This is a genomic window from Ulvibacter sp. 2210JD10-4 (assembly GCF_058148525.1).
On the sequence record NZ_JBYVJZ010000005.1, the window covers coordinates 324,974 to 346,554 of the forward strand.

Annotated in this window: 22 protein-coding genes; 14 read left to right on the forward strand and 8 right to left on the reverse strand. The window is 36.6% G+C overall.

Going from position 1 to position 21,581, the window contains the following annotated elements:
- Positions 1-168 precede the first annotated feature (168 nt).
- From ACY2RT_RS13285 to ACY2RT_RS13310, 6 genes are all read left to right on the forward strand, one after another.
- A complete protein-coding gene (locus tag ACY2RT_RS13285; protein WP_490156407.1) occupies positions 169-549 on the forward strand; it encodes an ArsR/SmtB family transcription factor in 381 nt (126 codons plus the stop codon).
- The gene (locus ACY2RT_RS13290) at positions 533-997 is read left to right on the forward strand and encodes an SRPBCC domain-containing protein (protein ID WP_490156408.1); all 465 of its coding nucleotides are present in this window, start codon (positions 533-535) and stop codon (positions 995-997) included. The genes ACY2RT_RS13285 and ACY2RT_RS13290 overlap by 17 nt, the downstream gene beginning before the upstream one ends.
- Positions 998-1,072: 75 nt before the next feature.
- A complete protein-coding gene (locus tag ACY2RT_RS13295; RefSeq protein WP_490156409.1) occupies positions 1,073-2,323 on the forward strand; it encodes an RNA polymerase sigma factor in 1,251 nt (416 codons plus the stop codon).
- Between the two features lie 44 nt (positions 2,324-2,367).
- The gene (locus ACY2RT_RS13300; protein ID WP_490156410.1) at positions 2,368-2,727 is read left to right on the forward strand and encodes a YciI family protein; all 360 of its coding nucleotides are present in this window, start codon (positions 2,368-2,370) and stop codon (positions 2,725-2,727) included.
- A 180-nt stretch (positions 2,728-2,907) separates the two neighbouring features.
- Positions 2,908-3,522: an HD domain-containing protein gene (locus ACY2RT_RS13305; RefSeq protein ID WP_490156411.1), complete on the forward strand. Its 615-nt coding sequence runs from the start codon at positions 2,908-2,910 to the stop codon at positions 3,520-3,522.
- A gap of 46 nt (positions 3,523-3,568) precedes the next feature.
- Positions 3,569-4,078 (forward strand): DinB family protein, encoded by a 510-nt coding sequence (locus tag ACY2RT_RS13310; protein WP_490156412.1) that lies wholly within the window; start codon positions 3,569-3,571, stop codon positions 4,076-4,078.
- A gap of 2 nt (positions 4,079-4,080) precedes the next feature.
- On the opposite strand, the gene ACY2RT_RS13315 is transcribed toward ACY2RT_RS13310, so the two are convergent.
- Positions 4,081-4,722, reverse strand: coding sequence for a protein-L-isoaspartate(D-aspartate) O-methyltransferase (locus ACY2RT_RS13315; RefSeq protein ID WP_490156413.1), 642 nt, complete (start codon positions 4,720-4,722; stop codon positions 4,081-4,083).
- Between the two features lie 127 nt (positions 4,723-4,849).
- Here ACY2RT_RS13315 and ACY2RT_RS13320 point away from each other — a divergent pair, with 127 nt between their 5' ends.
- The 8 genes from ACY2RT_RS13320 (at position 4,850) to miaA (ending at position 12,327) form a co-directional block, all read left to right on the forward strand.
- Complete coding sequence (locus tag ACY2RT_RS13320) at positions 4,850-5,818, forward strand: Gfo/Idh/MocA family protein (RefSeq protein ID WP_490156414.1); 969 nt, start codon at positions 4,850-4,852, stop codon at positions 5,816-5,818.
- A complete protein-coding gene (locus ACY2RT_RS13325) occupies positions 5,815-6,705 on the forward strand; it encodes a 3-hydroxybutyryl-CoA dehydrogenase (protein ID WP_490156415.1) in 891 nt (296 codons plus the stop codon). The genes ACY2RT_RS13320 and ACY2RT_RS13325 overlap by 4 nt, the downstream gene beginning before the upstream one ends.
- 75 nt (positions 6,706-6,780) lie before the next feature.
- Positions 6,781-7,161: a four helix bundle protein gene (locus ACY2RT_RS13330; RefSeq protein WP_490156416.1), complete on the forward strand. Its 381-nt coding sequence runs from the start codon at positions 6,781-6,783 to the stop codon at positions 7,159-7,161.
- Between the two features lie 57 nt (positions 7,162-7,218).
- Entirely contained in the window at positions 7,219-8,457 is a 1,239-nt protein-coding gene (locus tag ACY2RT_RS13335; RefSeq protein ID WP_490156417.1) for a DUF1015 domain-containing protein, read from the forward strand.
- A 1-nt stretch (position 8,458) separates the two neighbouring features.
- Entirely contained in the window at positions 8,459-9,115 is a 657-nt protein-coding gene (locus ACY2RT_RS13340) for a YggS family pyridoxal phosphate-dependent enzyme (RefSeq protein ID WP_490156462.1), read from the forward strand.
- A 32-nt stretch (positions 9,116-9,147) separates the two neighbouring features.
- A complete protein-coding gene (locus ACY2RT_RS13345) occupies positions 9,148-10,527 on the forward strand; it encodes an exonuclease domain-containing protein (protein WP_490156418.1) in 1,380 nt (459 codons plus the stop codon).
- A gap of 43 nt (positions 10,528-10,570) precedes the next feature.
- On the forward strand, positions 10,571-11,410 hold the full coding sequence (locus tag ACY2RT_RS13350) for an ion transporter (RefSeq protein WP_490156419.1): 840 nt from the start codon (positions 10,571-10,573) through the stop codon (positions 11,408-11,410).
- A complete protein-coding gene (gene miaA, locus ACY2RT_RS13355; RefSeq protein WP_490156420.1) occupies positions 11,410-12,327 on the forward strand; it encodes a tRNA (adenosine(37)-N6)-dimethylallyltransferase MiaA in 918 nt (305 codons plus the stop codon). Before ACY2RT_RS13350 ends, miaA begins: the two co-directional genes overlap by 1 nt.
- Before the next feature lie 32 nt (positions 12,328-12,359).
- On the opposite strand, the gene ACY2RT_RS13360 is transcribed toward miaA, so the two are convergent.
- The 7 genes from ACY2RT_RS13360 to ACY2RT_RS13390 all read right to left on the reverse strand — a co-directional run bounded on the left by ACY2RT_RS13360 (position 12,360) and on the right by ACY2RT_RS13390 (position 21,538).
- Positions 12,360-13,076: a response regulator transcription factor gene (locus ACY2RT_RS13360; RefSeq protein WP_490156421.1), complete on the reverse strand. Its 717-nt coding sequence runs from the start codon at positions 13,074-13,076 to the stop codon at positions 12,360-12,362.
- 3 nt (positions 13,077-13,079) lie between these two features.
- A complete protein-coding gene (locus ACY2RT_RS13365) occupies positions 13,080-14,645 on the reverse strand; it encodes a sensor histidine kinase (protein WP_490156422.1) in 1,566 nt (521 codons plus the stop codon).
- A gap of 79 nt (positions 14,646-14,724) precedes the next feature.
- Positions 14,725-15,306, reverse strand: a complete 582-nt coding sequence (gene coaE / locus ACY2RT_RS13370; RefSeq protein ID WP_490156423.1) for a dephospho-CoA kinase — start codon at positions 15,304-15,306, stop codon at positions 14,725-14,727.
- Positions 15,307-15,331: 25 nt separating this feature from the next.
- Entirely contained in the window at positions 15,332-16,276 is a 945-nt protein-coding gene (locus ACY2RT_RS13375; RefSeq protein ID WP_490156424.1) for a CdaR family protein, read from the reverse strand.
- Positions 16,277-16,298: 22 nt separating this feature from the next.
- Positions 16,299-17,300 (reverse strand): glycosyltransferase family 2 protein, encoded by a 1,002-nt coding sequence (locus ACY2RT_RS13380; protein WP_490156425.1) that lies wholly within the window; start codon positions 17,298-17,300, stop codon positions 16,299-16,301.
- 72 nt (positions 17,301-17,372) lie between these two features.
- A complete protein-coding gene (locus tag ACY2RT_RS13385; RefSeq protein WP_490156426.1) occupies positions 17,373-20,537 on the reverse strand; it encodes a T9SS type A sorting domain-containing protein in 3,165 nt (1,054 codons plus the stop codon).
- 182 nt (positions 20,538-20,719) lie between these two features.
- The gene (locus ACY2RT_RS13390) at positions 20,720-21,538 is read right to left on the reverse strand and encodes an enoyl-ACP reductase FabI (protein WP_490156427.1); all 819 of its coding nucleotides are present in this window, start codon (positions 21,536-21,538) and stop codon (positions 20,720-20,722) included.
- Between the last annotated feature and the right edge of the window lie 43 nt (positions 21,539-21,581).

The window sequence follows — 21,581 nt, forward strand, 5'->3', positions numbered from 1 at the left end:
TTTTCTTGACAATGTTTGGAAAACTAAGCAACACTTATTTGTAGATTAAAAATAATATACATCACAACTGTTCTTTCTTGAAAACTTACAATTACCGTTGTTCAACCCAAATTCAATAAAATAAACAATCCAATTTCTAAAATTTCATTAAAAAATTTGTGTAACCGAATGATTACATATATATTTGTAACCAATCAGTTACGTAATGATATGAGAAGAGATGTTTTTCAGGCAATAGCAGATCCCGTTCGAAGAGATATCATAGAGCTTCTCGCAAACAAAGCTCTTACGGTAAATACCGTAGCCGAAAAATTTGATGTAAGTCGGCCCGCAGTCTCAAAACATTTAAAGATCTTAAAAGAGTGTGGTATTATAACCATTAACAAACAAGGCAGGGAACGACTTTGCCAGATCCAACCCAGAAACCTAATTCCAGCTTTCTTATGGATAGATCAATATCGAGGCTTATGGGAGGAAAAACTGGACTCATTCGAAAAGTATTTAAACAAATTACAATCTAAAAACAATGAAGATGAAAGAACAAAATGAGATTGCCAATAGGACGCTTACCTTAAAAAGGACCTTTAATGCCCCTGTAGAATTGGTTTGGGAAGCCTGGACCCAATCTGAGCATATTGCCTTATGGTGGGGGCCAAAAGGAATGAAAGTCAATGTAGTTAAACATGATTTTAGAGTTGGAGGAGAATGGAAATATACAATGGAAATGCCAAATGGCAGTGAATTTATCTCAGACGGGGTGTATTCGGTAATTGTAGCACTTGAAAAAATATACTCATCTGCTAACTTCAAACCCATGACCGAAGGTGTGGAGATACAAGCTATTTTTGAAGAAAGCGGAGACAAGACCAATTTCACTTTTAACTGTGTTCACTCAACAGAAGAATATTGCAGACAACAAGAGAAAATGGGCTTTTATAATGGCTGGGGTTCAGTCTTTGAAGGATTGGAAAATTATGTAAGTTCTCTGGCAAAATAACACATATTGAAGAAAGCGCAAGCTGCTATGGCTTGCGCTTTTTTTTTGTATTTTTATGTTAGGTAACTCCTGCAAATGAATGTAAAACCACTAACAGAGCATTTTTTCAGAAATGAATATGGAAAGATCGTATCTGTTATTACTCGGTATATTGGTGTCAATAATGTAGAAACAGCCGAAGACATTGTACAGGAAACGCTCATGAAAGCTGTTGACCACTGGCAACAAAATGGTATCCCTGAAAACCCTGAGGCATGGTTGTATACAACCGCAAAGAATATCACGCTGAATATTTTGAAGCGCAAAAAGCACCAAAAAAAATACGAAACTCAATATAAAGTAGAGACCAGCACCATAGCATTGGAAAAACTACAGATCTCCAATGAAATAATCCTGGATGAGCAATTAAAGATGATGTTCGTATGTTGCCACCCTTCTATTTCAGAGAATTCCCAGATCGCATTGATCTTAAAGATATTATGTGGTTTTAGTATCACCGAAATTGCCAATGCCTTCTTCTCAACCAATGAGACTATTAACAAGCGATTGGTAAGAGGACGAAAAAAATTACAACAAAACAACATATCGTTCGAAATCCCTAAAGAGATTGATTCGAATCTCGCGATAGTTCTGAAGACCATTTACCTACTTTTCAATGAAGGTTATAGCCCTACTCAAAAAAATGAGCTTATTCGTTTCGACCTCTGCCTGGAAGCGATACGGCTTACCGAAATACTTATCGCCAGCAAAGCGTTCTCAGAAAAAACAGATTGTTATGCCCTTTTGGCATTGATGTATTTGAATGCTTCCCGATTTAAGGCAAGAATGAATGATGATAATGCTATCATAGAAATGAGTAAGCAGGATCGTAGCCAGTGGGATCAGAGCCTTATTCAGCGTGGAATCCAATTTCTGGATCTGGCAATGAAAGGCAACTGCGTTTCTATCTATCTCATCCTGGCAACTATTTCTGCAAATCATTGTATCGCTAAAAGATTTGAAGACACCAATTGGAAAGAAATTCTCTCCCTTTATGACGACCTTATTGCCCTTGAAGATTCTCCTACCATCCGCTTGAACAGAAGTGTTGCATTAGCAAAGGTAAAAGGAAATAAAAAGGCCATTGAAGAATTACAAAGGGTCGAAGTGGGTTCAGACATAGGAAACCACTATCTTTTTCATGCTACCATGGCAGAGTTGTTCAGAGAAGAAAATGAAATGCCAAAGGCGATAGAACATCTGGAAAGCGCCATTCAACTATCGGAAAATGAAAGAGACCGAAAATTATTTCAAAAAAAATTAATTGAAATTGTCCCTATTGTCTAAACTCAATTGTAATAAGGATATATATTAATTTAAAAAACATCATTATGAATGAATTCATGCTTTTCATTAGAAGTGAAGAAGAACCAAAAGCCAATTTATCTCCTGAACAATTGCAGCAACATATTGCAAAAGTGGGTAGTTTTATTAAACGACTCACCGATGAAGGAAGGATGAAGTCAGCACAGCCATTAGAAATGAAAGGAAGAATCCTTTCATACCAAAACGGAAAGATCGTTGACGGTCCTTATAACGAAACAAAAGAAATTATCTCCGGCTATTACCACCTTTTAGCCAAAGACCTGGACGAAGCTATTGAGATCACTAAAGGGGATCCCAGATTTGAAGAAGGTATCTGGAGAGTTGAAGTAAGGCCCATTATGAAGGTAGAAGGTATAAATCAATAATCGTAGTATACATTTTAGAAGCAAAGGCGGTTTGAATGAAAATTCAGATCGCTTTTGCTTTTAATTAAATAAATTACAGTAGCTAAACTCCAAGCTTACTCCTTTCTTCTTTCTTCTTACTTCTTACTTCTTACTTATCTCTCTAACAAAACCTTATCTTTATCTAAAGAATTATACACTTTGCTTAAAGAAACTTACATAACGCTTATTCTCCAGTATACTAAAGATACAACACATGTAGAAAACCTGTGGCATGAAATAACAACACACTACACCCATAAAAAGAGGTACTACCACACCTTAACACATCTTGAAAACGTATTAAAGGAATTGGTAGGTGTAAAAGACGACATCAACCATTGGAATACCATATTGTTTAGCCTTTTCTATCACGATATTATTTACAACCCTTTAAAGCAAGACAACGAAGAAAAAAGTGCAGCCCTTGCCGATAAAAGAATGAAAAGTATAGGTGTGCCAAAAGAAATGATAATACGCTGCAAAGCACAGATCATCGCTACAAAGTATCACAAGCAAAACTCCGATAATGACACCAATTACTTCACGGATGCAGATCTTTCCATTTTAGGCCAGGATTGGAACACCTATCTGGAATATTCCAAAAACGTACGAAAAGAATATGCAGTTTATCCGGATGTTATTTATAAACCCGGCAGAAAAAAAGTACTGTATCATTTTTTACAGATGGAACGAATCTTTAAAAGAGATCATTTTTTTCAGAAATTCGAGAAGCAAGCCAAAGAAAATCTGCAAAAAGAATTGGCCGCTTTGTAAATAATAAATTCTATTGGTATCTTCATACAAGTAAAGTACATACGAAATGAATCAAACATATTACATAGAGCAACTTAGTAAGAATAAAGGTGTATTCAAGGCATTTTTATCCAGTATTTCCGAAGAAGAATCGCGCTGGAAACCACAGCCTGATAAATGGTGCTTGCTCGAGATCCTATGCCATTTATATGATGAAGAACGGGAAGATTTCAGAACACGTGTAAAAAGTGTATTGGAAGATCCTTTAGTTCCGTTGCCTCCCATTGATCCTCCTGCCTGGGTCACGGAAAGAAATTATATAGGGCAAAATTATAATGAAATGCTCAATAAATTTCTGCAGGAAAGGGAGCAATCCGTTGTTTGGCTGGAATCTCTAAGTTCACCGCAATGGGATAACAGTTATATACATCCTAAGTTAGGCCCCATGACGGCAAATTTATTTTTAACGAACTGGGTAGCACATGACTATTTGCACTTTCGACAAATACTAAAAACCAAATATCAATACCTAGAAAGGACTACTGCCGAACCATTAGACTATGCAGGTGGGTGGTAATACTACTCCTTATCCCCCAGCAGTGGCACAAAGCGATATTCACCGTATTCCTTTTTTTCAAACTCAGTTTCAGAAGTACGTGTAAAGACCGTCATAATTTGTACAGCTTTCCCAACAGGAATAACAAGCCTCCCTCCTATTTTTAACTGTGACAATAAAGGCTTCGGCACAAAAGGTGCTCCGGCTGTAACAATAATACCATCATAAGGTGCAGCCTCTTCATACCCCTTATAACCATCTCCAAAAATGAGTTTTTTAGGTCGGTAGCCTAACTTGGGGAGAAACAATTTTGTCTTTTTGAACAATTCATTTTGACGTTCTATGGAATATACATTGGCTCCCATCTCTATAAGTACAGCGGTTTGGTAGCCACTTCCAGTGCCTATTTCAAGAATTGTATCTCCCTTTTTTGCTTCAAGAAGTTCTGTTTGGCGGGCAACCGTATAAGGTTGTGAAATGGTTTGGTCTGCTGCAATAGGAAAGGCTTTATCCACATAAGCATGGTCTACAAAACCTGAATCCATGAACAAATGCCTTGGAATATTATTGATGGCCTGCAACACTCCTTCATCAGCAATTCCCTTTTTTATAAGGGTTTCCACCAATCGTTTTCGCATTCCTTTATGGGTAAACGTATCTTTCATTCTTACAAAGATGAAAAGAAAGCATCAAATTACAAGCGTCAAATTTCAAAAAAAAGAAAAATGTAAATTGGAGATCCTGCTTCGTAAATTCTAATGAAACACGTACATTTGTGGAAAACTAATACCCATGCTAAAAGCAGGAGTTCTGGGTGCTGGCCACCTCGGAAAAATTCATTTAAAATTGCTCCATCAATCCTCCAAATATGAATTGGTAGGATTTTTTGATGCAGATACGGAAGCTTCTTCAAAAATTGAATCTGAATTCGGTTACAAAAGCTTCCCGACCATGGAAGCACTTATTGATGCTTGTGAGGTAATTGATGTAGTCACCCCTACCATTTATCACTTTGATTGTGCAAAAAAAGTGGTGGAAGCCGGGAAACACCTCTTTATTGAAAAACCTATTACACAAACTGTTGCTGAAGCCAATACCTTGCTTCAGTTAGCCGAAAAACATGGTGTACAGGGACAGGTTGGACATGTAGAACGGTTCAACCCCGCATTTATGGCAGTGAGTCATAAAATAGAGAATCCTATGTTTATTGAAGCGCATCGGTTGGCGGAATTCAATCCGCGTGGGACCGATGTTTCGGTAGTGCTGGACCTTATGATCCACGATATCGATGCTATTTTAAGTGCAGTGGACAGTAAAGTAAAACATATTAATGCCAGTGGCGTTTCAGTGATTAGTGAAACTCCGGATATCGCCAATGCACGTATTGAGTTTGAGAACGGATGTGTAGCCAACCTCACAGCGAGTCGTATTTCATTGAAGAGAATGCGAAAAGCACGTTTCTTCCAAAGAGATGCATACATCTCGGTTGATTTTCTGGAAAAGAAATGTGAAGTAGTAAAAATGAAGGATGCTCCTGAACAACCGGACGATTTTGCAATGATCTTAACGAATGCCGAAGGTATTAAAAAACAGATCTATTTTGACAATCCGGAAATTGATGAGAACAATGCAATTCTGGACGAATTGGAAACCTTTGCAGATGCCATCAACAATAATACAACCCCTATTGTTTCCTTACAACAAGGAACTGAAGCATTGCGCGTAGCCATGCAAATCATTGAAAATTTTAAAAAAATATGAAAAACGTAGCAGTAATAGGAGCTGGAACTATGGGCAACGGAATTGCACATACTTTTGCTCAATTTGATTATAAAGTACAATTAATTGATATTTCGCAAGCATCTTTGGACAAAGGGATGGCGACCATTACCAAGAATCTGGACAGAATGGTAGCTAAAGAAAAGATCTCTGAAGAAGACAAGCAACGTACACTAAATAATATTACTACTTATACAAACCTGGAAGAAGGCGTCGAATATGCAAGTCTGGTAGTAGAAGCCGCTACCGAAAATATTGATCTAAAGTTGAATATTTTCAGAGACCTCGATAAGTTTTGTCCGGAAGACACTATTTTGGCAAGTAATACATCCTCTATTTCAATTACGGAGATTGCAGCGGTTACTTCCCGTCCAGACATGGTCATAGGTATGCACTTTATGAATCCGGCACCTATCATGAAACTGGTTGAGATCATTAAAGGGTATAGTACCAGTAATGAAACTTACACAACGGTAAAAGAAATCTCGGAAAAATTGCTAAAAGTTCCTGTAGAAGTAAACGATTATCCGGGTTTTGTGGCCAATCGTATACTAATGCCCATGATCAACGAAGCTATTGAAACACTGTACAATGGAGTTGCAGGTGTGGAAGAAATTGATACTGTAATGAAACTGGGGATGGCACATCCCATGGGGCCCTTACAATTAGCAGATTTTATTGGACTGGATGTCTGCCTGTCTATCTTAAAAGTGATGTACGACGGTTTTAAAAATCCTAAATACGCCCCCTGCCCCTTATTGGTAAATATGGTAATGGCTGGAAAATTAGGAGTGAAAAGTGGTGAAGGGTTTTATGATTATAGCGAAAGTCGTAGAGCAGAGAAAATTTCTTCGCAATTCTCAAAGTAAGTTGGAATTAGTTAGCACTACTCAGAATTCAATGTTCAGTGCTTAGTGTTCAGTAACTAGGATTTAAAAAGAATAATGAAATTTCAAGAATTACTTGCGTACCAAAAATCTGTCGACTTAGCTATGAAGATATTTGAAATCTCAAAGTCATTTCCAAAAGAAGAAACTTATTCATTAACAGACCAAATAAGAAGATCATCAAGAAGTATCTCTGCCAATATCTCTGAAGCTTATAGAAAAAGGACTTATCCAAAACATTTTAAGAGTAAATTGACAGATAGTGATGCTGAAAATTCTGAAAAGCAGACTTGGCTTGAGTTCTCTTACAAATGTAATTACATATCAGAAAGTATGTACTCAGAACTATTCTCTATTAGCGAAGAGGTAGGTAAACTTATAAATTATATGATATTGAATCCTGAAAAATTTGGAGCAAAGAATTCCCCTAATCATTGATCACTGGTTACTGATCACTGGTTACTAATCACTCAATACCTAACACCTGATAGAAAAATGGCAAAAATAATTCCTTTTAGAGCTGTACGTCCAACACGAGATAAGGTAAGCCTGATCGCATCAAGATCGTATGAAAGTTATACTCCTGCCGAAAGGGAAGCGCGATTACGAGACAATCCTTTTTCATTTTTGCATATTGTTAACCCGGGGTATCGTTACCACAAAGAGACTTTGGGTAAAGAGCGTTATAATCTGGTTAGGAACCGGTATCAGGAATTCAAAGAAGATGTAAACTTTATACAAGATAAGAACCCTTCTTTTTATATCTATAAGATCGTAAACAGAGATGGGCTGGAATTCAATGGGATTATTGCAGCTGCCAGTGCACAGGATTATGAAGACAATGTGATCAAAAAACATGAAGATACACTGGAATATAAGGAACTCCTTTTTGAAAAATATTTAAAAACCGTTGGATTTAATGCCGAGCCTGTACTTCTCACCTACCCGGATAATGATGTACTGGCCTCTATTATAGAAATGGTTATGCAGAACAGGGCCGAATATGAATTTACTACCACCTACAGGGATACCCATTATCTGTGGAACGTTGATAATAAGGAAATCATCCGGGAAATTACAGAACAGTTCGCGATTATGGAATCTTTGTACATTGCTGATGGCCACCATCGTTCTGCCTCTTCCTATTTACTGGCAAAAGATCTGGGGTCTGAAAATAAGAATCATACCGGAGAAGAAGCCTATAATTTTTTTATGAGTTACCTTATTCCGGAAAGTGACTTAAAGATTTACGAATTCAATCGTTTGGTAAAAGACCTCAATGGATTGAGTAAAGAGTCTTTTCTTATACAATTGGATAGCATGTTCCGTATTGAAAATAGAGGACTAGAGTATTATAAACCTTCCAAGAAACATCATTTTAGCATGTATCTGGATGGTGAATTCTATTCGCTATACCTTCGGAAGAATAACTATACTATTGCCAATGCTTTAGATGCTTTGGACACACAGATTCTCTTTGCAACTATTTTGAATCCTATTTTAGGTATTGAAGATGTACGCAATGACCAACGTATTTCGTATACACATGGTAAAAATGACTTGGCCTATGTAAAAATGTTGGTGGATAATTCTGACTTCACTGTAGGTTTTGGGTTGTTACCGGTAACTACCGATGAGATGAAACAAATTGCAGATGAAGGCTTAATAATGCCCCCTAAAAGCACCTATATTGAACCAAAACTCCGTAGCGGAGTTACTATTTATGAGTTTTAAGATGTCTATTTCAGAAAATATAAAAAAAATAAAAAGCACACTTCCGGAAGATGTAACCCTTATCGCTGTTTCCAAGACAAAGCCTGTAAGTGATCTGATGCAAGCCTATGAAGCAGGGCAGCATGTATTTGGCGAAAATAAAATTCAGGAGATGGAAGCCAAGTGGAAAGAGATGCCTAAAGATGTAAAGTGGCATATGATAGGACATGTACAACGCAATAAAGTGAAATATATAGCGCCATTCGTGAGCCTAATACATGCAGTGGATAGTTTAAGATTGTTGAGGGAAATTAATAGACAGGCTGAAAAAAACGATCGGGTGATCGACTGCCTGCTTCAAATAAAAATCGCCCGGGAAGATACTAAGTTTGGAATGACCGAAACAGATGCTTTAGCCTTATTGACTTCAGAAGAAATAAAGAGTTTTCAGCATATAAGAATAGTTGGACTTATGGGAATGTCAAGCTTTACAGATAATGAAGATCAGGTAGTTTCCGAGTTTCAGAAACTAAAGACTTACTACGATTCTCTTCAACAAAAATATAGTTTTACAATTCTTTCTATGGGAATGAGTGGAGACTATCTGTTGGCTGTAGAACACGGGAGTAATATGGTTCGGGTAGGTAGTGCTATTTTTGGTGCTCGTAATTATTCGTAACTTGACAAAAAAAATTGAACCCCAGTTTATAGATGTACGCAATTCTAGATATAGAAACTACAGGAGGAAAATACAATGAAGAAGGAATTACCGAAATTGCCATTTATCGTTTCGACGGGCATAAAATCGTTGATCAATTCTGTAGTTTGATCAATCCGGAACGTAGAATTCAACCGTTCGTTGTAAATCTTACCGGAATCACTACTGAAATGCTTCGAAATGCTCCTAAGTTCTATGAAGTTGCAAAACGTATTATCGAAATTACAAATGGCTGTACCTTAGTTGCACATAATGCCCAATTTGATAACCGGATTTTAACAACAGAGTTTGACAGGTTAGGATATCCTTTCGAAATGAATACGCTTTGTACCGTAGAGCTTTCCAAAAAATTAATGCCGGACCTTCCTTCCTATAGCCTGGGTAAATTAGTCCGTTTTCTCGGAATTCCATTAAGTGACCGCCACCGTGCTCAAGGAGATGCAAAGGCTACAGTTGCTTTATTTAAAATGTTATTGGCTAAGGACACCGCCAAAGAGATTATTACTAAACACGTTAGAAAAGACCCTAAACGGCAATTAGAGCCTAAATTATTAGATATTCTTGAAACAGCCCCCTCTTCTACAGGTGTTTATTATATGCACAAGGCAGATGGGACAATTATCTACATTGGCAAAAGCAAAAACATTAAGAAGCGGTTAACACAACATTTTACCAATGATAATAGAAAGTCGAAGAAAATTCAATTGGAAGTTGCAGCAGTTAGTTATGAAGAAACCGGAAACGACCTGATCGCCCAATTAAAAGAAAGTGAAGAAATAAAACGAAACAAACCTGTTTTTAACCGTGCTTTACGTAGAACCTTATTTAATTACCAACTATCTTCTTTTCTAGATGATAAGGGTTACATCAATTTAAAAATTGAAAAAGCAGACACTCGAAAAAAATCGATCACGACATTTACCAATTATCAGCAGGCAAAATCTATCTTATACAAAATTACAGAAGAGAATCAATTGTGTCAGAAACTAACCGGTTTATACCAAACAGAACACGGTTGCTTCTCCTATAGTATTAAAGAATGCTATGGCGCTTGTATAGAAGAAGAACCTGTTGAAGAATACAATGGCCGCGTACAGGTTTTTTTAGAGAAAAACAGTTACGAGAATAGCCATATGCTTATTATAGACAAAGGAAGAGAGGTTGATGAACGTTCCGTAATTTTAATTGAAAACGGGATCTATAGAGGGTTTGGGTTTTACAATCTAAACTACCAGATCAATAATCCAGAAATTTTAAAATCCATTATCAGCCCAATGGAAAACAATCGGGATTCGCAACATATAATTCAGAGTTACCTAAGAAAAAATAAGGTCTTAAAGATTGTAAATCTACCGCAAGAAGCAACTATGTAAATAAAGTTGTTTAATTTTATGGAACTTTAAAAAATAAACCTTCTTGGAACCAACTAAAAAAAGTACCTGGCGACAAAAGTTACACGTCATTATCCATGAGGCAGATACTCCATTAGGAAAACTGTTTGATGTTGTTTTGCTCATATTGATCTTATTGAGTGTTGTATTTGTAATGATGGAGAGCGTAAAAACTATAGATGAGAAATTTCATGAAGTATTATATATAGGCGAATGGGTCATCACTATTTTTTTTACTTTCGAATACATCGCTCGTATCATTACTATCAAAAAGCCGGCAAATTATATTTTTAGTTTCTACGGAATTATTGATTTTCTGTCGACCATTCCTCTCTATCTTTCCTTTATTTTAGCTGGAAGTAGTTATCTCCTCACAGTAAGAGCTTTCCGTTTACTGCGGGTATTTAGAATTTTAAAAATAACCCGTTATGTTGGCGAGTCAAACAAACTGGTAAAAGCACTAAAAGACAGTAGGGCGAAAATATTTATTTTCTTATTTGCTGTTTTAATAATTTCAATAATTTCCGGGACACTCATGTATCTCATCGAAGGTGAAGAAAGTGGTTTTGTAAGTATTCCACAAAGTGTCTATTGGTGTATTGTAACCCTTACTACTGTAGGTTATGGTGATATCTCACCTGTAACACCGTTTGGCCAGTTTGTAGCCAGTATTATTATGATCTTAGGATATGGGATCATTGCCGTGCCTACCGGTATTGTTAGTGCAGAATATGTGAAAAGTAGTGATTATGTGCATGTAAATACATTTTCATGTAATAATTGTGGAGCCACAAAACACAGAGACGATGCAGAGTTTTGTCATAAATGTGGTGAACTATTACATCCCGAAGAAAATGAATTTTAATGGCACCTCAAAAACCATTACTTATTTGTATTGTAGGCTCGACTGCTATAGGTAAAACCTCTCTTGCTATTAAAATTGCACAGGCCTTTACTGCTGAAATAATTTCTGCAGATTCACGTCAATTTTTTAAAGAAATGTCCATTGGTACCGCAGTTCCTTCTACTGAAGAGCTTGCTGCTGTACCACATCACTTCATTCAGAATAAAAGTATTTTTGAGCCTTACAGCGTAGGAGATTTTGAGAAAGAGGCCCTTCGGAAACTTGATGAATTATTTGAGAAGAATCCTATTGTAGTGATGGTTGGTGGCTCCGGGTTGTATATAGATGCTGTAGTCAACGGATTGGATGAATTTCCTGAGGTTCCGGCAGAGGTCAGAACACAATTAAATGCCGAATTTGAAACGAATGGCATTGAACCTTTACAAAAAGAACTCGCCGAAGTAGACCCGGAATATTTTAAAAAAGTTGATGTACACAATGCACATAGGCTTATTCGTGCATTAGAAATATACAGGGGATCCGGAAAACCGTACTCTTCTTTTCTGAAAAAAGGCACGTCAACCCGATATTTTGAAACACTATATATTGGCTTAACAGCTGAAAGAGAGATCATATATAATCGTATCAATCAACGTGTAGACCAAATGATCTCCAAAGGTTTGATAGAAGAAGCTAAACGCCTGTTTCAATACAAAACTTTGAATGCTCTACAAACAGTAGGCTATAAAGAACTCTTTCAATATCTTGACGGTAATATCTCCAAGGAAAAAGCCATTGAAGAAATCAAGAAAAACACACGGCGTTTCGCCAAAAGGCAAATTACGTGGTTTGGTAAAAATGAAGCAATTCACTGGTTTGATTATCTTACAAATGCTTCAGAAATCATTGCTTACATAAAAGGGGAAAAAGCTCTTTAACAAGGGTTTTTTACACTTATTATATACTCAAATTATTGATCTACTTCATCTTTCACTACCAAACGAAATCCTTCTCCGTGGATATTAATTATTTCCACACCATCATCTTTGCTTAAATACTTACGAAGTTTAGCTATATATACATCCATACTACGAGAGGTAAAATAATTATCATCCCTCCATATTTTTGTCAATGCTAATTCACGAGGCATTAGATCATTCTTATGTAATGCAAGCAGGCGCAGTAATTCATTCTCTTTTGGTGAAAGTTTGGATGGACTTTCTTTTTTATAGGTAAGGAAACGTAATTTAGAGTTCAAATGGAAATTACCTACATTAAATTCAAATTGTTTGCTATCTGCAATAGAATCTGTTGCCTTACGCTGTATGATGGCTTTGATTTTCATTAAAAGCACTTCACTGTCAAAAGGCTTATTAAGGTAATCATCTGCTCCTACTTTGTATCCTTTCAAAACATCTTCCTTCATTGCTTTTGCAGTTAGAAAAATGATGGGTACGTCTTCATTCTTTTCACGAATTTCCTTTGCGAGGGTGAAACCATCTTTATAAGGCATCATTACATCCAGGATACAAAGGTCAAAATCATCTTTTTTGAATTTTTCAAAGCCTTCCATTCCATTCTTGGCGTGTGTTACCTGATAGTCGTTCATTGCAAGATAATCTTTAAGTACCGTTCCAAAGTTTGGATCGTCTTCTACTAGAAGAATCTTTTTGTTTTCAGTTTCCATAATTTAAGATATTAAGTGTAATTTTATAATAAATGTGCTCCCCTTCCCTTTTTCACTTTCTACATAAATCTCTCCGTCATGATCATCAAGTATACGCTTTACGTATGCAAGTCCGAGGCCGTGTCCTTTAACATTATGAATATCCCCGGTCGATTCTCTATAGAACTTTTCGAATATTCTTTTTTGAACTGCCTTACTCATCCCCATCCCCTGATCGCGTATTTTTAAAATAATATTATCTTTTACATTTTCCGTATAAATGTCAATTTTTGGACTTTCTTCAGAATATTTAATAGCATTATCCAAAATATTTACAATCACATTGGTTAAATGTGATTCGTTAGCGAGAACAGAAGATTTTAAGGCACCCAAATGTGTTTCTATATAGCCTCCGCGATCTTCCACCATAAGCCCAACGTGCGAAATAGATGTCTCCAGAATATCATGTAATTTTAATCTTTCTTTTGGTAGATCAAGTTCGTTCTTCTCTAATTTCGAAATACGCAGGACATTTTCTACTTGGGCATGCATTCTCCTGTTTTCATCCCGTATCATTCCCAGATAACGGCCTAAGAATTCTTTATCGTCCTTTACCTTTGGATTCTTTAAAGCGTCCAGAGCCAGGTTTATAGTTGCAATTGGAGTTTTAAACTCGTGTGTCATGTTATTGATAAAATCAGATTTTATCTGTGAAATTTGTCGTTGCCTGAATAATTGAGATAAAGCACTGGAATATGCAAGTATAATCACGCTTGTAAAAATCAATGAAAGCATCGCCATTCCCAAAATGGAATTGAGAACCTCTTTTTCTTTTCCCAGAAAATTTACATATAACGTATAATTTGTCTTCAATTCTTCATTTGTAAATAAGGGGACCTCATAAGTGGTATCACCCTTTAGTTCAAAGTTTTTAGACTTTATTTTTGTAGCCAGGTTATTGCTGTAAACGGCATATTCAAATTTTGAAGCAACCCCTCTTCCTCTTAACTCTTTAGTAAGTTCTTTCTCAATCTCAGCACCACTCACCCGTTTGTGAATTGGTGTTTTGGTAGAAATATTCTTGAAAGCTTCTTCAAATTGGTTGCGCTCATAATCTTTCAACCTGCTAAATGATTCTATTTTAGTTTCGGATGTGATACCACTACCATCTACACCTGTAACAACTTTTGTAGTGCTTTTTTTATTTGTTATTTTTTTAAATCGGATAGAATCTATTTCGGTATCCAAAAAATTAGAAGACAGCTTATAATCTTCTTCCAAAATACCATCAGAAAATATATAGGTCTCATTATTTCTATCGTTGCTGGTGGTATAAATTAATTCGCTAAAATTCACATTATCCGGAACATCAATACTATCCACATAGCCACTGTAAATGTTGTAATAGTCTTCAATCTCACGCATCTGTATCTTTTTAGATACAGACAAAAGTGTTTGCTGGACATTAAATGTAAACTGATCCTCTTTTGTTTGATACGAATTGGTAATCCAATATCCCTGAACAAAAATAATACCCAATAATGATAACGTCATTAAGGCTATAAGGATTGCAAATAGCTTTTTGTTCATATTTCAAAAGTAAGATTTTAACATTTAGATGGCTTTCCATTTAACCAAATGTTAACAAAATGAATTTGTCGCGATTCTATCACTCTTTAATTAGAAAAGAATGTATCTTTTTAACCTGTTTTCGTGTAGTTGCCAAACTAGTATTCCTTATGATAACATCTGCCAATTTTTCTTTTTCTTCATCCTCCCATTGATTGGCCATTCTCTCTTCTATTGCTCCTTTTGTTGTTTTATCCCGTAACATAACCCTTTTGATCCGTTCTTCTTTAGGTGCTGTTACCAGTATGGTCAGGTCACAATTTTTATACCCTCCATTCTCAAATAAAATAGCTGCCTCCTTAATACAATATGCTCCCTCTTGTTTTTTGAGCCATCTTTGAAAATGTTGCGCAACTTTTGGGTGGATTATTCCATTCACCTTTTGCAGCAAATCTGAATCCTTAAATATTTTATTGGCAACAAACTTTCTATTTAATACTTCTTTTGTATATGCCTTTTTGCCTAATAACGAAATAAGTTTCTTTTTAATTATTTTAGACTTATTAGTAAGCTTTTTTGCTTCATCATCTGCAATATAGACCGGAACACCCAGTTCTTTAAAGAGCATTGCCACAGTAGTTTTACCACTTCCTATCCCCCCTGTAAGTCCAACAATTTTCAAAAGCTATAATTTTAAAACACAATGTTTATTTAAAAATAAGGTAGTCTATCTTTTTATCACTAAGCTCAATATTAAGTACACTCTTCGGTTTTTTCAAAAATTTAGGTACCATAAAATTTTCTTCCGTATTACGAGCAGTATAATCACAAATGAGCTTGAAATCATCTTGAGTAATTGTTTTAAAATCATTTACAGATATACTAAAAACAACCTTTATCATTTCCGGAATCAGTTTTATTGTGATATTCTCCGGAAGGTTAATTACCTCTACAGGTAATAACATTTCCTTTTGTGAAAACTCTACAACTTCAAGTTGCAATTGTACCTCTTGAGGTGTAAATGAAACTTTTTTATTCATAGATAACGCCAACGGTGCAATTATATTAATAGTCTCGTCTGTATTTTCCAGACTCACCGGTGTGGTCTCGGCATAATTTATTTCTTTTACATCTGAAGCCGGCCCAGAAACAGAAACCGAATCCGGTGTGATCTTTAAGCTGTCTAAAGAATTGAACCCTTCTTTAAAAGTAACACTTGTATTTGCGCGTACAGGAATCATTTTTGAAACAATTTCATTTAATGCTACAGTAAGCTCATTGATCGATACATTCTTAACTGAAATATTTTTTTTAAGTTGATTCGTTATTAATTTCACTAAATCAGTTTTTGAAATATTTGCCTGTTTTACTTCTTCATTATAAAATGAATTTACATCAATCTTTACAGAGGGTTCTTTTAGTTTATACATCAAAAATTCGAAACCATTGGCAGTTACATCAAAAGAAACCTCTTTTAGGTTCTCTTCATCCAAAATTGTATTCTTTGGAATATTATTATAATGAACCGAAGCATTTATGGTGGCCGTATATTCTCTGGAAAATTTTGTAAGTGCCCAAAACAAAATTGCTAGCAGAAGGAAGAGAAGAAAAGATTTTACTTTGGAACTCTTATATTTTTTTTTTGATAGCATTTGTTATAAGTATTCAATAAAATTACTTAAAAAATAAGTTTGGAAACTGCTTTTCAGGATCTCTTTTTAAAAACTGAATATAAAAACTCGATATAAGGAATGCTGAGCCATATCCAAAAAACTGTACAAAAAAAGCGATTACAGATAGTACGCCTATAACCATACTTCTATTTTTATAACTTGAATCAACAAACAATACAACAACATACAAAATTATTGGAAGCAATACCGTCCAATTAATGAATATCGCAGCTATGACCGAAACTATAGTATATAGCACAAATAAAGAAGGTAACCAATAAGTGAGTTTTGAAGATTTAGGGTGCCATAAGTTTAATATGGGGCGAACCAACCCGAATTTTTTAACCTGTACATAAAACTTTTTCCAGGAAATTCGCCTTTTATGATATACATAAGCATTCGGCAGGAAAGTGGTTGAGTAACCTGTTTCCAGTATTCTATGCGATAGGTCCGGGTCTTCTCCCGGATGAATTTTTGAAAAGCCGCCGGTATCCAGAAAGGCCTTTTTTGAAATTCCCATATTAAAACTTCTTGGCTCAAAACGGCTAACGCTTTTCTCACTGCCACGTATTCCCCCCGTAGTAAGAAATGAGGTCATTACATAATTAATAGCTTTCTGAAGTTTTGTGAAACTGCTGTGCGCAGCATCTGCACCACCATAACAGTCGTGATAATTTTTAGTTAGAAAATCTGCTACCGTTGTAAGGTAGTGTGGAGGTAACAGACAATCTGAATCTAAAATAATGAAGTAGTTCCCTTTTGCTTTTTGCATTCCAAAATTTCTGGAGTCTCCAGGGCCTGAATTTTTCTTAAAATAATAGGAAATTTCTAGCTGGTCCCAAAACCGAGCGACCATATCCTCTGATGTGTTTGTGGATCCGTCCTCTACGATCACAATCTCATAAGGATTCCCATAATTCAGCTTTGTAAAACTCTCTAAAAGTTCCTTTATTTCCTCAGGACGGTTGTATACCGGGATGATAAAAGAGAAGTGAAGATTCATCCGGCAAAGTTAATCAAAAAAAAAGCCACCCCGATAGTAATCGGAGTGGCTTTAAAATAAATATGAAAAAAATTACTTCTTAATGATATGGTATGATCCTACCTGACCATTCACTGTAACTTGCATGATATAAGTTCCAGTTGCCAAGTTAGCAACATTTACCTGAGAAGTTGCAGCATCAATAGCCTGGTCAATCATTTTTTGACCTAACATATTATATACTACTACTTTTTCAATAGTATCTGCAGCACTTAAGCTGATAGTCTCATCAGCAGGGTTTGGATAATAGCTAAACCCTTCAATGATATTATCATCTATACCAAGTAGATCACAAGTGATTTCAATATCTGTAATTCCTCCTGTGTTCACCACAAAGATATAGTAAGCCTGTCCAGCCACAACAGGTATCGTTGTAGAGGTTGCAGGTCCACACTGGTTGTTCCACCAGTCTACTAAAACAAGGTCTGTTTCAACAGCATTCTCATTTGGTGCAGTAAAGAAATTCACAAAACTTGCTCCGGCAGGAGTAGTTATAGTTGCAGTAATTTCTCCATCTGCATCCGGAGTGATATTATACCATACTCCATTAGCTCCGTCTATATTACAATCTGTTGGATTACCACCTTCTGTAGTTGCAGCAGGCATAGGCACAGCTGGATCTGTGAAAGGACATCCAATCTCGTCTACATCAATAGAGTTTGCAATATCGTCATTTGGTGGAGGTACCGGGATACAAGTCATGTCTAAATCGAAATCTCCTGTCTGGCCTCCAAATCCGTGAACTAAAATCAGGTATGTAGAGTTACCATCACTTTGGAAAGATACTTCAGAAACAAGTCCTCCAGTTCCACAAGCATCATCATTTCCGTCTACACACGTTAATGGTGGCGTATTACAATCTCCTGTAAATACAGAAAGCTTAGTGTCAAAAGCTGTAGAGCCATTACACAAACTAACTGTAATATCTGTAACTAATCCGGTAGTATCTTCATATACATACCAAACTCCAGGAGTGGTTACTGTAGCAGTACCACAATCAGGAGCTAGATAAGCATCGTCTGTTGCATTGATAGTAGTTCCCGAAACAGTCTCTCCACAACTAATTGGAAGCGCATCCTGACAGATATCATTAATCAATGGCACGTCACAAGTGATAGCCAGGCTAAATGCACCGGCATCCGGAGTATCAAATCCTTCCACTGCGATATAATAGGTCGTAGAACCATCTGACACAAATTTCAATTCAGATTGTACACCACAGAAATCATCATTTTCGGTAATCACTAATCCGCCACAAGAATTATAAACTGTTAATCTGGAATCATAAGCTGTCCCTCCGTCACAAAGTGAAACGGTAACTAACTCTGAAGTACCCGAACCGGTAAAACTGAACCATGCATCTGGAGAAGCATTAGCACCTCCCTGGTCCGTATTGGTAGTAGTATCTCCTAATATAGTAGATCCACAGAAAACAGGTCTGGCATCTTCACAGGCATCATTAACTAAAGCAGGAGCAGGAAGAACAACCCAAGCATACTGTGTAAGTGAGCCCGGTTCCATTTGTCCTATTAAAGTAGTTGCTCCGGTAGCAGGATCAACGGTACGTAACTCCGAGTCAAAAATACCATTGTTAAACGCTGTCATATAGATCGTATCGGTATTACCGTCCCAAGCCATACCCTGGCCAAATGCAGCATCAAAACCAACTGGTCCAACAACAGTTGCTGCCCCCGTACTTAGGTCAATGCTGTAAAAATTATCGTCAGTAATATCATAAGAGTATCCATTTCCATCACCATCTATGGCAAGCGCAATAGCTACCGTCATACCTGTACTTCCTACTAGTGTAGCAGTTACAGATCCAGGGTTGATTGTATAAAGTTCTGTTAGTGTAACTCCATATAAAAGACCGTTATCAGGGCTGAATTCTAAACCTGTAAAATCTAAAACACCTACGTTCCCAAGAGAGGTATAAACACCTGAAGCTAGATCCAGGCTAAAGAAATCTCCGTTGTTAACAACCACATATGCTGTAGTTGGGTCATATGGATCAACAGCTCCTGCTCCTTCAAAATCAGGCCCAACCGGTATTGAAGCAGCTATAGGAGTAAATGTTGCCGGTGTATCCGTCATAAAAGTTCCATTCATAGAAGTTGCATTTTCAACTGCATAAGCAAGAGAAGGACCAGTTACAACTGGAGTTCCTTCGATAGCGGCAATACCTATTTCAGCACAATCGGCATTCACTGTACCTAAAGTAGTAGCTGTTCCGGTTGTAGTATCTACAGATGCCCAGAAATTAACACCTCCACCAATATAAGCTCCCATATATAAAGTTCCTGTGTCAGGGTCAAAATCTGCATCCTGAGCAAAAGAAATATCTATTCCAAGAGGCCCTACAAGTGTTCCGGCTCCAGTGGTTAGATCAATTGAATAAAGATTATCATCTCCAATATCCGCCATGAAAGCATTTCCTGCCGGATCAATTGCCAACCAAATTCCTAATGTATTACCAGTATCTCCAATAACGGTACAAGTTCCAGTTGTTAGATCTATCGTATAGATGGTACTAACTGCTCCATCTGTACTGGCAGCATACATAGTACCGTTAGCTTCATTCCAGGCCAAACCACTAGGAGTACCTACCATATTAGTTAGTGGACCTACAGTTGTTTCGGCACCAGTAACTTGATCTATAGTAACCAGTGATAAAATATCAAAGTTTACACCATATAAAACTCCGTTGCCGTCAAATTCTCCTGCGAAAATTCCTGAAGCATTTACAACAATAGGATTAATTGTATATGGTCCTCCCAAAGGAAAAGTACCAAACTCCTGGCCACATGCTGCTCTTACATTAAGAACCCAAACATCTCCCGGAGCTCTCATGGCACCATTAGACGGATAGGCATTTGAATAATATTCTTGTAAAAGGCCTCTTTCATAATCATTAAATAGATTTTGCGGCTCTACCAAAGCAGAATTTCCGGCAGCTTCCAATCTATCCAACAATTCAGCTACTTGAGGGGAAGGAATTGGTAATTCCTGATTGTTAAAATGATCACTCAGCATTTGTTGTTCTGAGGTAGTAAAATAGTCAGAAACATTTCCTGTTTTATCCCCAAGCTGGGAATATCGGTTTAATAAATCATCCATCGTTGATGATGTCTGACGTTGAGCACTCATTGTCAAAGCAAAGCAAAACAATAAGCACCCTAGAAAAGTAAGTTTTTTCATAATTTAAAAAGAGATTAGTTAATATTCGTCTAAATGTATCCAAAAAATGCGGTATCACCAAAAATATTTCGATAAGCTTGCTGCTTTTTTCGATGAAGGCGTGTAAGTTTTTTTTAGAACATAAAAACCTGCCTCTAAGCAAGTCAGAAAGCAGGTTTTAATGTGTTTTTTAAAACGGGAAGTTATTCTTTTTCCATAAAAGATTCCATTACTTCATTACTCACTCCCATATTAGAAAATCCACCGTCATTATATAGATTTTGTAAGGTTACTCTTTTGGTGAGGTCACTAAATAGAGTCACCGTATAATTTGCACAATCCAGAGCAGTTGCATTTCCAAGTGGAGACATCTTTTCGGCATACGCTATAAATCCATCAAAGCCTTTTACTCCCTGTCCGGCTGTAGTTGGTGTTGGTGACTGTGAAATAGTATTTACGCGTACCTTTTTATCCTTTCCAAAGAAATAACCAAAACTTCTTGCAATAGACTCTAAGTAAGCTTTGTTATCTGCCATATCGTTATAATCCGGGAACACACGCTGCGCAGCCATATATGTTAAGGCCACAACACTTCCCCATTCATTCATGGCATCTTTCTTATACAAAACGTTCATGGTTTTATGAAAAGAAACTGCCGAAACATCCCACCCTTTATGGGTCCAATCATAGTTTTGATCTGTGTAATGCTTCCCTTTTCTAACATTTACAGACATTCCAATAGAATGCAATACAAAATCGAGTTTTCCTCCCAATATTTCTGTCGCTTTTTCTACGAGGTTTTCTAAATCTTCAAGACTGGTTGCATCTGCAGGAATAATTTCCGATCCTGTTTTTTCAGCTAAAGTGTTTATTTGCCCCATTCTCATAGCAATAGGTGCATTGGTAAGAACAAATTTACCACCTTCTTCGTGAACTCTTTCAGCAGTTTTCCACGCTATGGAGTTCTCATCCAACGCTCCAAAAATAATCCCTCTTTTTCCTTTCAATAAATTATATGCCATTTATAAAGTGCTTAGATTAGTATGTATTTAGAGTGCAAAGATA

Coding starts and splice junctions, on each gene's coding strand:
- ACY2RT_RS13285 (WP_490156407.1), top strand. CDS start 169: ATGATTACATATATATTTGTAACCAATCAGTTACGTAATGATATGAGA.
- ACY2RT_RS13290 (WP_490156408.1), top strand. CDS start 533: ATGAAAGAACAAAATGAGATTGCCAATAGGACGCTTACCTTAAAAAGG.
- ACY2RT_RS13295 (WP_490156409.1), top strand. CDS start 1,073: ATGAATGTAAAACCACTAACAGAGCATTTTTTCAGAAATGAATATGGA.
- ACY2RT_RS13300 (WP_490156410.1), top strand. CDS start 2,368: ATGAATGAATTCATGCTTTTCATTAGAAGTGAAGAAGAACCAAAAGCC.
- ACY2RT_RS13310 (WP_490156412.1), top strand. CDS start 3,569: ATGAATCAAACATATTACATAGAGCAACTTAGTAAGAATAAAGGTGTA.
- ACY2RT_RS13315 (WP_490156413.1), bottom strand. CDS start 4,722: ATGAAAGATACGTTTACCCATAAAGGAATGCGAAAACGATTGGTGGAA.
- ACY2RT_RS13320 (WP_490156414.1), top strand. CDS start 4,850: ATGCTAAAAGCAGGAGTTCTGGGTGCTGGCCACCTCGGAAAAATTCAT.
- ACY2RT_RS13325 (WP_490156415.1), top strand. CDS start 5,815: ATGAAAAACGTAGCAGTAATAGGAGCTGGAACTATGGGCAACGGAATT.
- ACY2RT_RS13330 (WP_490156416.1), top strand. CDS start 6,781: ATGAAATTTCAAGAATTACTTGCGTACCAAAAATCTGTCGACTTAGCT.
- ACY2RT_RS13335 (WP_490156417.1), top strand. CDS start 7,219: ATGGCAAAAATAATTCCTTTTAGAGCTGTACGTCCAACACGAGATAAG.
- ACY2RT_RS13340 (WP_490156462.1), top strand. CDS start 8,459: ATGTCTATTTCAGAAAATATAAAAAAAATAAAAAGCACACTTCCGGAA.
- ACY2RT_RS13345 (WP_490156418.1), top strand. CDS start 9,148: ATGTACGCAATTCTAGATATAGAAACTACAGGAGGAAAATACAATGAA.
- miaA (WP_490156420.1), top strand. CDS start 11,410: ATGGCACCTCAAAAACCATTACTTATTTGTATTGTAGGCTCGACTGCT.
- ACY2RT_RS13360 (WP_490156421.1), bottom strand. CDS start 13,076: ATGGAAACTGAAAACAAAAAGATTCTTCTAGTAGAAGACGATCCAAAC.
- ACY2RT_RS13365 (WP_490156422.1), bottom strand. CDS start 14,645: ATGAACAAAAAGCTATTTGCAATCCTTATAGCCTTAATGACGTTATCA.
- ACY2RT_RS13375 (WP_490156424.1), bottom strand. CDS start 16,276: ATGCTATCAAAAAAAAAATATAAGAGTTCCAAAGTAAAATCTTTTCTT.
- ACY2RT_RS13380 (WP_490156425.1), bottom strand. CDS start 17,300: ATGAATCTTCACTTCTCTTTTATCATCCCGGTATACAACCGTCCTGAG.
- ACY2RT_RS13385 (WP_490156426.1), bottom strand. CDS start 20,537: ATGAAAAAACTTACTTTTCTAGGGTGCTTATTGTTTTGCTTTGCTTTG.
- ACY2RT_RS13390 (WP_490156427.1), bottom strand. CDS start 21,538: ATGGCATATAATTTATTGAAAGGAAAAAGAGGGATTATTTTTGGAGCG.